We start from the raw sequence: 12934 nt of genomic DNA on the forward strand, positions 1-12934 counted from the left end.
CCGGCGTCCTGCCCTCCTCCCGTCCGGTCGGCCGGCGGGTCCCTGCTCCTGACCGGTCAGCTGCCGGGCGGTGCCGGGTCCCCGGCCAGCAGGCCCAGCAGCCGGCCACGGGCCTCGCGGGCCCACCCGAGCTCACCCGCGGGGTCCAGGCGGTCGATCGCACGGACGGCCTCGGCCCACGCCGACCTCGCACCGAGCTCGTCCCCGGAGGCCGTGAGCGCGTGCCCGACCCCCGCGGTGGCCTCGACCAGGACGCGTGCGTCCTGGTCGGGGGCTAACCGGGCCACCTCGCGGTAGCGGGCGAGCGCCTCGGTGACCCGGCCCTGGGCGAGGGCGGCGTGCGCGAGCTTCACCTCGACGTCGAGCATCCACCGGTCGTCCCCGACGGCACGGAACAGCTCCCTGCTCCGGGACCACTCCTGCTCGGCACCCACGGCGTCGCCCGCCGACAGCAGCCGCGAGCCCGCGTCGACCCGGAACATGGCCTCCAGTTGCCGGTCGCCGAGCTCCTGGATGAGGGCGAGCGCCGCCGCGAGGTGTTCCCGCACCTCCGCGTCGCGGTGCTGGTCGAGCGGGCCGGCGACCTCGCTGAGGGTCTCGGCGAGCTGGGCGTGCGCCTCGGCCTCACCTCGACGGACCCCGGCCACCTGATAGGCGGCGATGGCGGACCGGAGGTGGTCCACGCTGAGCGTCCCGTCCCCGAGGCTGTCGTACGCGCTGGCGAGGCCGTGGTGGACGCGGCCCACCCACGACCGGTCGTCCGCACTCTCGGCGGCGGCGAGCGCCAGGTGCTGGCAGACGACGGCGTCGGCCGGGCGCCCCAGTCTGTCCTGCAGCGGCAGGAGCAGCGCGGCCAGCTGCAGCACGTCCTGGTCCAGTCCCGCCGCGGCGGCCTGCTGCACGACCGAGACCAGGCTCGCGGCCTCGGTCGCGAACCAGCCGACGACGGCGGCCGCGTCGGGGAAGACCTCGGGCGACACGCCGGCCGGGAGGGGAGGCAGGTCGAGCGGCACGCGCTGGGGGAAGTGGACCTGACGCGCGGCGGCCGTCGTGTGCAGGTGGTGCGCGGTGGTGCGCACGACGAACTCGGCGCGCTCCGGTCCGTCGGTCACCTCACCGGCGTAGGCCAGCAGCAGGTCGTGCATCCGCCAGCGGTCCGGGCGCGGCCGCGTGACCAGGGCCGAGTCCGCGAACTGCCGCAGCAGCCGGCCGACCGAGGTGCGGTCGAGGCCACTGGCACTCGCGACGGCGGCCGTGCCGGTGTCCCCGCCCGGCTGGACCGCCAGCGCCCGGAACACCAGCGCTGCGTCCGGTGCCAGCGCCCGGTAGGACGGGGCGAGCACGGCCCGCAGGTCACTGACCTGGTCGGTGGTCGCCATGGCGTCCAGGGGACCTGCGCCCAGCTCCTCGGCCAGGGCGGCGAGCGACATCGCCGGGGAGATGGCGGCGCGGGCGGCCACCACGGCCAGGGCCAGGGGCAGCCCCCCGGTCCGCTCGGCCAGCCGGTCGACGGCAGCCGGCTCGTCGTCGACCCGCCGGTCGCCCAGCCGCTGGCGGAGGAACCGCCGCGCGTCCGCGGGGTCGAGGACGGCGAGGGCGACCGGCCGCGCGCCGGCGGTCACGACGAGGCCGGTGAGTGGGTCCCGGCTGGTGACGACGACCAGCGTGCCCGGGTCACCGGGCAGCAGCGGGCGCACCTGCCCGGCGTCCCGGGCGTTGTCGAGCAGGACGAGCACCCGGCGTCCGTGCAGGAGGGTCCGGTACCGGGCCGCGCGGCCCGGGAGATCGGTCGGCACGTCCTGCGGAGGGACGCCCAGGGCCTCGAGGAAGCCGCGCAGCGCCTCGGCGGGGTCGACCGGCGGGTGCACGGGGTCGAAGCCGCGGAGGTCGACGTACAGCTGCCCGTCGGGGTGGTCGACGGCGCGCGACCGGGCGAAGTGCACGGCCAGCGTCGTCTTGCCCACGCCGCCCATCCCCGAGACGACGACCACCCCGGCGGCGGTACCGGTGTCGGACGCGGCCTCGCCCAGCCGGGCCAGGTCCTGCTCACGGCCGGTGACCCGGGCGACCTCGCCGGGCAGCTGGGCCGGCACCGCAGGCGCGCGGACGAGGGGTGCGGCCACCGGGGGCGTGCCGGTGAGCACCTGTTCCTGCAAGGCCTGCAGGGCCGGGCCGGGGTCGACGCCGAGTTCCTCGGCCAGGACGGTGCGGGCCTGGGCGTAGGCCGAGAGCGCCTCGGCCTGCCGGCCGAGGCGCCACAGGGCGAGGACCTGGAGTTCGCGCAGGCTCTCGCGGAGCGGCTGCTGGGCGATGAGGACGGTGAGCTCGCCGAGGGCCTCGGTCAGCTGCCCCAGCTCGATCCGCGCGGCGAGGAGCTCCTCGACGACGGAGTCGTGGAGCTGGGTGAGGCGTTCCCGCTGCGACTCGGCGTAGGGGCCGGGCAGCCCGGACAGCGGTGTGCCCCGCCAGGGCGCGAGCGCTGCGCGCAGGTGCTCCACCGCCGCCGCGGTGTCACCCCGCCGGAACGCCTCCGCTGCGTGGTCGCGTTGCGTCGTGACGGTGGTGAGGTCGAGGTCGTAGCCGGCGCGGTCCAGTCGGTAGCCACCACCGGTCGCGCTGAGCAGCGCACTCGCGGGCCCGAGCGCCCGGCGCAGCCGCGAGAGGTAGGTGCGCACCGTTCCGGCCGCGCTGACGGGCGGGTCCTCGCCCCAGAGCCCCGTGATCAGGGCCGGGAGCTCGACGTGCGCCACCTCGTGCATCGCCAGGGCGGCCAGCACGGCCTGCTGCTGGGGCGAGCCCAGCGCGAGCTCGGACCCGCCGGCCCGGGCCTCCAGCGGCCCCAGCACCGACAGCTGCAGCAGTGGCGCCTCCGGGACGGCGCTGAGCCGGCTGCCCGAGGACGTCGCCCGGCTGCTCGAGGACGTCCCCGGGTGGCTCGAGGACACGGCCCTCCCTCGGTCGTCGTCGGCGCGCGGCCGCCGGGGGAGAGCGCTCCGGCGTCCCGGGGCCGGTCCAGGACGTGTGCGGACCCGCCCCCGGGGAGGGGGAGGGCGGCACCGGCCCGGACCCTACGCGAACGGGACGCGGGGGACCGTGCCGAGTCCAGGCAGTTCACGGGCGCAGCGGGGGCCCGACGATCTGGATGCCGTGGTCGGCCGCGATGCGGGTCAGCTCGCCCGGGTCGGGTGGGCCGCCGGCGGGCGCACCGGTCGGCAGGCCGACCTCGGTGACGAAGCGGTCGAACCCGCCGGGGCGCCCTCGTCGTCCCCCAGGCCGAGGTCAGCACCCGCGACCGCGGACTCGAGTCCGCCGCCACGGTGATCGACACGGCCACGGGCCTGGGTGCGCTGGTCCGGCAGCTGGCCGTGTCGCTGCACGGGGAGCGGCACGCCCTGGACCAGCGGGCCTTCGACGCCTCGTGCGACGGGCTGCTGGACCTCGCCGCGCTCGCCGCCGCGGGTGCCGACCGTGCACCGGAGGCCCAGCGCGCCTCGGTGGCCGACGCCGTCCGCGGCTACGTCCGCGCCCACGCCCACGAGCCCGACCTCGACGTCCACGCCATCGCCCGCGCCCTGGGCTGGTCCTCCCGGCACGTCCAGGGGGTGCTGCAGGCGTCGGGCACCACGGCCCGGGACCTGATCCGCAGCCAGCGGCTGGAACTGGCCCGCACCCGGCTGGCCAGCCGGCGGTGGGCCGACGTGACCGTCGCCGACATCGCCGCGGCCAGCGGCTTCAGTACACACTCCGCCTTCTCCACGGCCTTCCGCGCGGAGTTCGGGACCACCCCCTCCGCCGTCCGCGGCCGGCACGGCCGTCCGGTCGACACCCCGGCGGCACCGCTGCCCGTGGTCGACAGGGACGCGCTGGGCTGAGGACAGCTCCCGCACAGGTGCACGCCGGACGGTCGTCGTACGGGCCGTGACCGACGGCCCCGGACGAGGAGTGCACATGCGCAGGAAGCTGATCGTCGCCACGACCGCAGGCGTGCTGGCCCTGGGGGGCGTGGCCGTCGCCGTCCCGGCGCTGGCCGACACCGGGACCAGCGGCCAGTCCGCCGTCGGACGCATCGCCGAGGCGCTGTCCGGCCTGGTGTCCGACGGGTCGCTGACCCAGGAGCAGGCCGACGAGGTCGCCACCACGCTGACCGAGGCGGGCATCGGGGGCCACGGGAGCCATGGCGGCCACGGTGGTCCCGGGGGCGGCCGGCCCGACCTCGGCGCGGCCGCCTCCGCGCTGGGCATGACCGAGGAGGAGCTGCGCACCGCCCTGGACGTCGAGGGCACCAGCCTGGCCGACGTCGCCGGGCAGCAGGGCGTCGCCGTCGACACGGTCGTCGACGCGCTGGTGGCCGCCGTGCAGGCCGACGTCGCCGAGCACGTCCAGGACGGCGACCTGACCCAGGCGCAGGCCGACGAGCGGCTCGCCGACCTGGAGGCCCGGGTGACCGAGCGCGTCGAGAGCGACAGCTGGGGCCCCGGCCGTGGTCGTGGGGGCCCTGACCGCGACGCCGACGGGACCACCGAGGACGACTGACCCGGGCCCTCACCGGCGCGACCGGTCACGTCGGCGACGTGGCCGGTCGCGCGGGGTGGCCGCACGTGCCGCCGGAGGAAATGCAGCGGTCACAGACCGCACCTAGCGTGCGGCCCATGAGACGCCCCCTCGTCGCCACCGCCGTCGCGATGGCCCTGACCGTCCCCCTCCTCGCCGCCCCGCCGGCCCTCGCCGACCGGTACGACCCCGGCAGCACCAGCGGCGGGGACCCCTACTTCCCGGCCGCCGGCAACGGCGGGTACGACGTGTCGCATTACGACCTCGGCCTGTCCTACGACCCGGCGACCGGCCGGCTGGACGGGACTGCGGTCATCAGCCTCACCGCGACCGCGGACCTGGACAGCTTCAGCCTCGACCTGCGCCGCCTGACCGCGACCTCCGTGCTGGTCGACGGCAAGCGCGCCACGTTCGAGCAGCTGCCCCCGGACGGGTCCGGGCTCGGTGGCGAGCTGGTCGTCCGGACCCGGCCCAAGCTGAAGGCCGGCAGCACCCACACGGTCACCGTCGTCTACGGGGGCGTCCCCGGCCGCCCGGTGGACAGCGGCGGCGAGCTGTACGGCTTCGTGAGCACCCCCGACGGGGCGCTGGTCGCCAGCGAGCCCGAGGGTGCCGCCACCTGGTTCCCGGTCAACGACGTGCCCACCGACAAGGCCACCTACGACTTCCGCATCACCGTGCCGGAGGGCAAGACGGCGATCGCCAACGGCGAGCCGGTCGGCACCCCGACGACCACCGGCGGGCGGACGACGTTCGTGTGGCGGGCGAGCGACCCGATGGCCAGCTACCTGGCGACGGCGTCCATCGGCGACTACACGACGACCACCTCGACCGGTCCGCACGGCCTGCCGATCATCGACTTCGTCGAGCGCGACCTCACCGCCGCCGCCCGCGCGCAGACGCTGGCGAGCCTGGCGCTCCAGCCCCGGATGATCACCTTCTTCGAGGGGATCTACGGCCCGTACCCCTTCACCTCCTACGGCTCGATCGTCGACGACGACGGCGTCGGCTACGCCCTGGAGACCCAGACCCGGCCGGTGTACTCCCGGACCGCGTCGGAGACCACGGTCGCCCACGAACTGGCCCACCAGTGGGTCGGCAACAGCGTGACCCTCGAGCAGTGGCGCGACATCTGGCTCAACGAGGGGTTCGCCACCTACTCGCAGTGGCTGTGGACCGAGTCCCGGGGCGGCGCGACCGTGCAGCAGCGGTTCGACACCGTCTACCGCACCGCCGCGACCAGCACGCTGTGGAGCGTCCCGCCGGGTGACCCGGGGGCCGCGGACCTCTTCGCCCGCTCGACCTACGACCGTGGCGCCGCCGCGCTGCAGGCGCTGCGGGTGGAGATCGGCGACCCGGCCTTCTTCGCCGTGCTCCGGGCGTGGACGACGGAGAACGCCGACGGCAACGTCACGACCGCCGACTTCGTCGCGCTGTCCGAGCGGATCAGCGGACAGCAGCTGGACGCGTTCTTCCAGGCCTGGATCTACGCGCCGGTCAAGCCCACCAGCTGGTGACCCGGTCGCCGGCCGTCGCACCGGGGACCCGGGACGACGGCCGGCGCGCATCGTCGGTCGCGCCCCCGACCACCGCCGTGCCAGCGGCGCTCGGGGGGACCGGTCCTCAGGACGGCCCCGCGGGGAGTGCGGCGAAGCTGCGCTGCACGTCGCGGTACCAGTGCAGCGACTGCCGGGGTCGCCGCCAGCGGGCCTTCATCGCCTCGCGGGCCGGCTGGTGCGTGGCGTCACCGGACTGCTCGGCCTCCGCCAGGTGCCGGTCCTGGGCCTGGATGACCTCGTCGGCGGTCTCGCCGCGGTGCTGGCGGTCGCACGGACCCCCGAGATCGCGGCACGTCATGGTCTTCACGGTCGGTTCCTCCTCCTGTGGTCGGCCGGCCGCCTCGAGCGACCCACCCGTGCCCCTCTGACGCGGGCCGCCCCGGGTGTGTGACCGGCGGTCGCCTCAGGCGGTGCCGGCGTGCCCGTCCCGGCGCACCACACCGGCCAGCACGTCCGGGTCGGCGCGGAAGGTGATCCGCTGGACCAGGCCGCCGGCGAGGGTGAAGTCGAACAGCACCATCGGCCGGCCGCGGGACCACCAGGCCGCGGCCGGCCGGTCGCCGACCAGCACGGGCAGCGCGGCGGTGGCGCTGCCGTCGAAGAAGGCGGCCACGTCCTCGCGGCCGCGGATCCGCGCCGGGGTGCCCAGCAGCACCGCGGCGTCGTCAGCCCCGACCTCGGCGTCCGGGGCGAGCAGGGCCAGCAGCCGGCCCAGGTCCCCGCCGCGGGCGGCCGCCATGAACGCGTCCACCACCGCCCGGTCGGCCGGGTGCCCCTCGGGCCCGTGGTCCCCGGCGTCGCGCTCGGCCGGGTCCGGCCGCCCGATCCGCCCGCGGGCCCGGGAGGCGAGCTTGCGCGCTGCGGCCGGCGTCGTGTCCAGGACGGCGGCGATCGTGGGGAAGTCGACGGCGAAGCTGTCGTGCAGCACGAACGCCACCCGCTCCCGGGGGGACAGGCGCTGGAGCACCACCTGCAGCGCGACGCCCACGGTGTCGGCGAGCGCGACCTCCTCGGCGGGGTCGGGCGCGGCCGCCCCGGTGAGGTCCTCCTGCGGCACCGGGGTGCGGGCGCGCAGCCGGTCCAGGCACAGCCGGGTGGTCACCGTGGTCAGCCAGGCCGGCAGGTCCTCGACCTCGGTGCCGGTGGTGTGCAGCCGCAGCCAGGCCTGCTGCACGACGTCCTCGGCCTCGGTCCGGTCGGCCAGCACCCTCGCGGCGATCCGCAGCAGCCGCGGGCGCTCCGCCTCGAACTCCTCGGTCGCCTCCACGGTGGTCCTCCCTCGTCCGCCCCGGTCCTCGTGCTGACGGCCGGCGCCCGCGGGGTGTGACCGGGACGCCGTTCCGCTGCCCTGGCGGCGCCGGGTGGACGACGGGGCGAGGATGAGCCCATGACTGCCCTCAGCGCGTTCGAGCACCGGCTCGTGGTGGTCTCCTCCTCCGGCGACCGCCAGGTCGTGACCAGCCTGCCCCGGGGGAAGGAGCGCGGGCACCAGTTGCACTGCGGCAGCTGCGATGGGGTCGTGGCCTTCGACCGCGTCCCGATGACCGCGCCGGCCCCCGTCGTGCGGTGCGGGTCGTGCCGGTCGCTGAGCGACCTCACGCAGGAGCACCCGGCGCAGTCCTGAGGCCGGGACGCACGGACCCCCGGACGTCGGCAGCCGGCGGGCGACGGCGTCCACGGGCCGAGGGTCGGTCACGGGTCGCGGTGTGGCCACGCGCCCGCCGGTCGGCCCGGTCGGGGAGGCCGGGTGGCGCGGGGTGTCGGTGCGGGGTGGTGCGGCGGTGGTCCCCGGTGCCGGGGACCACCGCCGCGGGGTCAGGCGACGATCTTGGTGGTCATCTCGGCCAGCCGGCGGCCCTGGTAGCGGGCGGCCTCCAGCTCCTCGGCGGACGCGGTGGCCGACTGGCCACCGGAGGCGGTGGAGGAGCCGTAGGGGTTGCCACCGGCGGCGAACAGCAGCGGGTCGGTGTAGCCGGGCGGCACGATGACGGCCCCGAAGTGGCTGAAGATGTTGAAGAAGGTCAGCAGCGTGGACTCGTTGCCGCCGTGCACGTTCTGCGCGCTGGTGAAGGCCGTGGCCCCCTTGTTCGCCAGCTTCCCGGTGAACCACAGCCCGCCCAGGGTGTCGATGAACTGCTTCATCTGGGCGGCGGGCGTGCCGAACCGGGTGGGGGAGCCCAGGGCGTAGCCGTCGGCCCACTCCATGTCGGCCGGGGTGGCCTCCTGCACCTCGCCGGCGGTGGCGTCGACGTGGGCCTGCCACAGCGGGTTGGACGCGATGGCCCCGGCGGGGGCGGTCTCGGGCACCCGGCGCAGCCGGACCTCCGCGCCGGTGGAGGCGGCGCCCTCGGCGACGGCGGCGGCGAGCTGGTGCACGTTGCCGGTGGACGAGTAGTAGATGACTGCGATCTTGGTGGGCACGCGCGTCTCCTCGAGGAGGTGGGGCAGGGGTGTCGCCGGACGGTTGGTCAACCGTTCAACCAACTCCGACGCTAGGCCCGGACCCCGCTCCCGGCAAGCGGGACCGGGCCGGGGAGGCCGCCACCGGCGCGCCGTCCCACCCGGCCTGCCGCGCGCCCCGGGCCGGGTGGGACGCCCCGGGGCGCGCGGGCACTAACCTGACCGGCGGTGGCGACGGCGAGGGTGGGGATCCGATGACGAGGGCGGACGGTCGGCCTGCCGACCTCCCGGGGCAGGCCGGGAACCCGGCGCGGACCCCGGTGAGCACCCCGGCGGTGGCGGACCGGGACGCCCTCAGCGACCGCGTCCTGACCCTGCCCAACCTGCTGTCGGTGGTCCGGCTGCTGGGTGTGCCGCTGTTCCTGTGGCTGCTGCTGGGCCCGCAGGCCGACGGGTGGGCGATCCTCGTCCTGGCGCTGTCGGGGGTCACCGACTGGGCCGACGGCGCGCTCGCCCGCGCGCTGGGCCAGTCCAGCCGGCTCGGTGCGCTGCTGGACCCGGCCGCCGACCGGCTCTACATCGTCGCCACGCTCGTCGCCTTCGTCCTCCGCGACGTCGTCCCGCTGTGGGTGGTGGTGGTGCTGCTGGGCCGCGAGCTCGTGCTCGGCATCACCCTGCTCGTGCTGCGCCGCGACGGCTGGCCGCCCCTGCAGGTGCACTACCTGGGCAAGGCGGCCACCTTCCTGCTGCTCTACGCCTTCCCGCTGCTGCTCCTGGCCGACGGCACCGGCACCGCTGCCGCGATCGCCCGGCCGATCGCCTACGCGCTCACCGTCTGGGGTGCGGCCCTCTACGTGCTGGCCGGGGCGTTCTACGTCGTCCAGGCCGCCGGCCTGCTCGCCGCCGGGCGCCGGGCGTCCGCGTGAGCGCTCCGGCACCGGGCCGGCAGCGGTCGCTGGGGGCCTCGCTGCTGGACCAGGTCCTCGCCGAGACGCTCGACCCCGCCTACGCCCAGGCCGCCGCCGCCCGCGCCGAGCGGGCCGCCGCACCCGGCACCGGTGCCGCCCGGCCGTCCTGGCTGCTGCGCCACCGCGGGCAGCTGCTGGTCGCCCTCACCCTGCTGCTGGCCGGCCTGCTCGCCTCGGTGACCTACCAGGAGGCAGCCGTCGGTGCCCAAGGCCGTGAGCAGACCCGGGAGGCCCTCCGCGACGACATCCGCGAGGAGTCGGAGGTGACCGACGACCTGGTCGCCGAGCTCGAGGCGCTCACCGCCGAGGTCGGCCGCACCCGCGACCAGGCGCTGGCCACCACCGGCACCGGCCAGCGCGCGCTGGCCCGGCTGACCGCCGTGGAGCAGGCCGCCGCCGTCCTGGCCGTCTCCGGCCCGGGCCTGCGGGTCACCCTGGACGACGCCCCGCCGCCGGCCGACAGCGACCCGGTCGGCGGCACCACCCCGCAGAACGCGGCCGGCCTGGTCCAGGACGCCGACGTGCAGCTGGCGGTCAACGGGCTGTGGGCCGCCGGCGCGGAGGCGATCAGCATCAACGGCCAGCGCATCGGCGCCACCACCGCCATCCGCCAGGCCGGGGGTGCGGTGCTGGTCAACTTCCGGCCGGTCGCCCCGCCCTACGACATCGAGGCGATCGGGGACTCCGAGGCCCTGCCCCGGGCCTTCCTCGCCAGCCCCGAGGCGGACACCCTGGCCCGGCTCACCCTCGACTACGGTGTCGTGTTCGACTTCGCCCGGGTCGGCGACCTGGACCTGCCCGCCGGGTCCAGCGCCGAGCTGCGGCACGCCCGCCCGCTGGACCCCGCCCTGGACCCGAGCACGGCCGCGCGCACCGACCCGACCACCGACGGAGGCTGACCTGTGATCCCGATCCTCGGACTCGCGGTCGGCGTGGTCCTGGGCCTGCTCCTGGACCCCAGCGTGCCGCTGTGGCTGCAGCCCTACCTGCCGATCGCGGTCGTCGCCGCCCTGGACGCCGTCTTCGGTGGTGTCCGGGCCCGCTTCGACCGCATCTTCGACGCCAAGGTCTTCGTCGTGTCCTTCGTGTCCAACGTGGTGGTCGCCGCGCTGATCGTCTTCCTCGGCGACCAGCTCGGCGTCGGTGCCCAGCTGTCGACCGCCGTCGTCGTGGTCCTGGGCATCCGCATCTTCGGCAACGCCGCGGCCATCCGCCGGCACCTGTTCCGGGCATGAGCGGGCCGCTGCCGACGGGGCCGCAGCCGGCCGGCGAGCCCGGGGCCGACCTGCCGTCCGCGCCGGTGCCCACCGCCGACGCCGTCCCGGCCCCGCCGGTCGAGGGCCCGCCGGCCGGACCGGGGGAGGGCCCGGCCCCCGCGCCCGGCCCGCCGGCCCGGCCGCGCCGCCGCCGCGACCCGCTGGCCGCCTCGCTGATCGGGGTGCTCACCCTGCTGCTCGGCTTCGCCTTCGCCGTCCAGGTCCGCAGCACCGACACCGACCAGCAGCTGGCCGGGGCACGCGAGGAGGACCTGGTCCGCATCCTCGACGACGTCACCGCACAGGAGGACCGGCTGCGGCAGGAGATCGCCGACCAGCGGGTGGCCCTGGACTCCCTCGGCGACTCCGACACCGTCGCCGCGGCCGCCCTGCAGGAGGCCCAGGAGCGCGCCGAGACCCTCGGCATCCTCAACGGCACCGTCGCCGCCCGCGGTCCCGGCCTCGAGCTCACCATCCGCGACCCGCTCGGCAGGGTCGACGTCGAGGTCCTGCTCAACGCCGTCCAGGAGCTGCGCGGCGCCGGCGCGGAGACCATGCAGATCGACGGCGTCCGGATCGGGGTCAGCAGCGCCGTCACCGGCACCGCCGGGCAGCTGGCCGTCGACGGCCAGCCGCTGGAGGCGCCCTACACGGTGCGCGTCATCGGCTCCCCGCAGGACATGGCGACCGCGCTGAACATCCCCGGCGGGGTCGCCACCCGGGTCAGCACGGCCGAGGGCAGCCTGGACGTCGTCCAGTCCACCGACGTCGTGGTGGACGCGTTGCGACCGCTGGACGAGCCTCAATACGCTGAACCCGCCGACTGACGAAGGACCTCGGTGCTCCCCACCTCACGCTCCGCGCGAGGCGGGACCCTGCACCGAGGCCGGACGACCGACTGCCACCCCTGACACCTGGAGACGCCGCACATGGCCACGCCCGACGATCGCCGTTACACCGACCAGCACGAGTGGGCGCTGGTCCAGGGCACCGGGGGTGCCGCGACGGTGGTCCGGGTCGGGATCACCGACCACGCCCAGGACGCCCTGGGCGACATCGTGTTCGTGCAGCTGCCCGCGGTCGGTGACGAGGTGGCGCCGGGAAACCCGATCGGTGAGGTCGAGTCGACCAAGTCCGTCTCCGACGTCTACTCCCCGGTGGCCGGGGTGGTCACCGCGGTCAACGACGCGCTCGCCGACGCCCCCGAGACGGTCAACAGCGACCCCTACGGCGCCGGCTGGCTGGTCGAGGTCGAGGTGTCCGGCGCGACCGGTGACCCGACCGCGGAGCTGCTGGACGCCGCCGCCTACCAGGCACTCGTCGACGCCACCTGATCTGCGCCGCGGGGCCCCGGGCGTGCTCCCCGGCGGCTCCGACGGCCAGTCGGGCACCCGCAGTCCCGGTGCGACCCCCGACGATCACTATCATCACCACGAGGGCCGGCCCGTGAGCGCAGCGGGACCCGCCGACCCTCACCCTGTACGTGTGGTCGACCCCCGGGTCGGCCAGCCAGAGACCCATGACCCCCGGCCCGACCGCGACCCCGCGGCGGCCGACCACGGCGGGCCACCCGGCCCGTCGTCCGCCGGCCGACCGCGGCCGTACCACCAGGCCCGCGGCGGTGCCGTCTGCACCGGAGGAGACCCACGTGCTCTGCACTCGATGTGGCCACCAGAACCCCGAGGGCAGCCGCTTCTGCGCCCAGTGCGGTTCGGCTCTGAGCCCCGAGCGGGTCGGCGAGTCGACCAGCATCATCCCCAAGGTCGGTGGCGAGGACTCCGGTGAGCAGGCCGAGGTGTCCGAGTCGACCGCCGACGCGCACGCCGGCGCCGTCGAGTCGCTGCCGCCGGGCTCGGCCCTGCTGGTGGTCAAGCGCGGCCCGAACGCCGGCAGCCGGTTCCTCCTCGACCAGGAGGTCACCACCGCCGGCCGGCACCCCGACAGCGACATCTTCCTCGACGACGTCACCGTCAGCCGCCGGCACGTGGAGTTCCACCGCGAGGGCGGCGGCTTCACCGTGCACGACGTGGGCAGCCTCAACGGCACCTACGTCAACCGCGAGCCCGTCGACGTGGCCTCCCTCGCCGGGGGCGACGAGGTGCAGATCGGCAAGTTCCGCCTGGTGTACCTGACCGGGCCGCGGACGGGCGAGCCGGCCGGCTCGTGACCGGGCGGGCGACGGCCGGGGCCGCGGGCACCG

General features: G+C 76.2%; 14 protein-coding genes. 10 read left to right on the plus strand and 4 right to left on the minus strand.

Annotated features, from left to right (window positions below; genetic code table 11):
- Positions 1–56: 56 nt before the first annotated feature.
- Positions 57–2945 (minus strand): AfsR/SARP family transcriptional regulator, encoded by a 2889-nt coding sequence (locus tag O2W14_RS08550; protein WP_269175658.1) that lies wholly within the window; start codon positions 2943–2945, stop codon positions 57–59.
- Positions 2946–3317: 372 nt separating this feature from the next.
- On the opposite strand from O2W14_RS08550, the gene O2W14_RS08555 reads away from it, so the two are divergent.
- The 3 genes from O2W14_RS08555 to O2W14_RS08565 all read left to right on the plus strand — a co-directional run bounded on the left by O2W14_RS08555 (position 3318) and on the right by O2W14_RS08565 (position 6068).
- Positions 3318–3872, plus strand: coding sequence for a helix-turn-helix transcriptional regulator (locus tag O2W14_RS08555; protein ID WP_269175659.1), 555 nt, complete (start codon positions 3318–3320; stop codon positions 3870–3872).
- Between the two features lie 76 nt (positions 3873–3948).
- Positions 3949–4533: a hypothetical protein gene (locus O2W14_RS08560; protein ID WP_269175660.1), complete on the plus strand. Its 585-nt coding sequence runs from the start codon at positions 3949–3951 to the stop codon at positions 4531–4533.
- Between the two features lie 116 nt (positions 4534–4649).
- Positions 4650–6068: a M1 family metallopeptidase gene (locus tag O2W14_RS08565; protein WP_269175661.1), complete on the plus strand. Its 1419-nt coding sequence runs from the start codon at positions 4650–4652 to the stop codon at positions 6066–6068.
- Between the two features lie 106 nt (positions 6069–6174).
- Here the strand turns inward: O2W14_RS08565 and O2W14_RS08570 are convergent, their stop codons facing one another.
- A complete protein-coding gene (locus O2W14_RS08570; protein WP_269176167.1) occupies positions 6175–6408 on the minus strand; it encodes a hypothetical protein in 234 nt (77 codons plus the stop codon).
- A 105-nt stretch (positions 6409–6513) separates the two neighbouring features.
- Positions 6514–7377, minus strand: coding sequence for a sigma-70 family RNA polymerase sigma factor (locus tag O2W14_RS08575; protein ID WP_269175662.1), 864 nt, complete (start codon positions 7375–7377; stop codon positions 6514–6516).
- A gap of 120 nt (positions 7378–7497) precedes the next feature.
- On the opposite strand from O2W14_RS08575, the gene O2W14_RS08580 reads away from it, so the two are divergent.
- Complete coding sequence (locus tag O2W14_RS08580) at positions 7498–7734, plus strand: hypothetical protein (RefSeq protein WP_269175663.1); 237 nt, start codon at positions 7498–7500, stop codon at positions 7732–7734.
- A 191-nt stretch (positions 7735–7925) separates the two neighbouring features.
- On the opposite strand, the gene wrbA is transcribed toward O2W14_RS08580, so the two are convergent.
- Positions 7926–8531 carry an NAD(P)H:quinone oxidoreductase gene (wrbA, locus tag O2W14_RS08585; protein WP_269175664.1) on the minus strand — a complete coding sequence of 202 codons (606 nt, stop codon included), beginning with the start codon at positions 8529–8531 and terminating at the stop codon, positions 7926–7928.
- A gap of 299 nt (positions 8532–8830) precedes the next feature.
- Here wrbA and O2W14_RS08590 point away from each other — a divergent pair, with 299 nt between their 5' ends.
- The 6 genes from O2W14_RS08590 (at position 8831) to odhI (ending at position 12901) form a co-directional block, all read left to right on the plus strand.
- Positions 8831–9436 (plus strand): CDP-alcohol phosphatidyltransferase family protein, encoded by a 606-nt coding sequence (locus tag O2W14_RS08590; protein ID WP_269175665.1) that lies wholly within the window; start codon positions 8831–8833, stop codon positions 9434–9436.
- The gene (locus O2W14_RS08595; protein WP_269175666.1) at positions 9433–10377 is read left to right on the plus strand and encodes a DUF881 domain-containing protein; all 945 of its coding nucleotides are present in this window, start codon (positions 9433–9435) and stop codon (positions 10375–10377) included. The genes O2W14_RS08590 and O2W14_RS08595 overlap by 4 nt, the downstream gene beginning before the upstream one ends.
- Positions 10378–10380: 3 nt before the next feature.
- The gene (locus tag O2W14_RS08600; protein WP_036332584.1) at positions 10381–10713 is read left to right on the plus strand and encodes a small basic family protein; all 333 of its coding nucleotides are present in this window, start codon (positions 10381–10383) and stop codon (positions 10711–10713) included.
- Entirely contained in the window at positions 10710–11561 is an 852-nt protein-coding gene (locus O2W14_RS08605; RefSeq protein ID WP_269175667.1) for a DUF881 domain-containing protein, read from the plus strand. The genes O2W14_RS08600 and O2W14_RS08605 overlap by 4 nt, the downstream gene beginning before the upstream one ends.
- Positions 11562–11663: 102 nt before the next feature.
- Positions 11664–12068, plus strand: a complete 405-nt coding sequence (gene gcvH / locus O2W14_RS08610) for a glycine cleavage system protein GcvH (RefSeq protein WP_269175668.1) — start codon at positions 11664–11666, stop codon at positions 12066–12068.
- Positions 12069–12382: 314 nt separating this feature from the next.
- The gene (gene odhI, locus O2W14_RS08615) at positions 12383–12901 is read left to right on the plus strand and encodes an oxoglutarate dehydrogenase inhibitor Odhl (RefSeq protein ID WP_163611930.1); all 519 of its coding nucleotides are present in this window, start codon (positions 12383–12385) and stop codon (positions 12899–12901) included.
- Positions 12902–12934 lie beyond the last annotated feature (33 nt).

The organism is Modestobacter sp. VKM Ac-2986 (assembly GCF_026967795.1).
Lineage (GTDB): Bacteria > Actinomycetota > Actinomycetes > Mycobacteriales > Geodermatophilaceae > Modestobacter.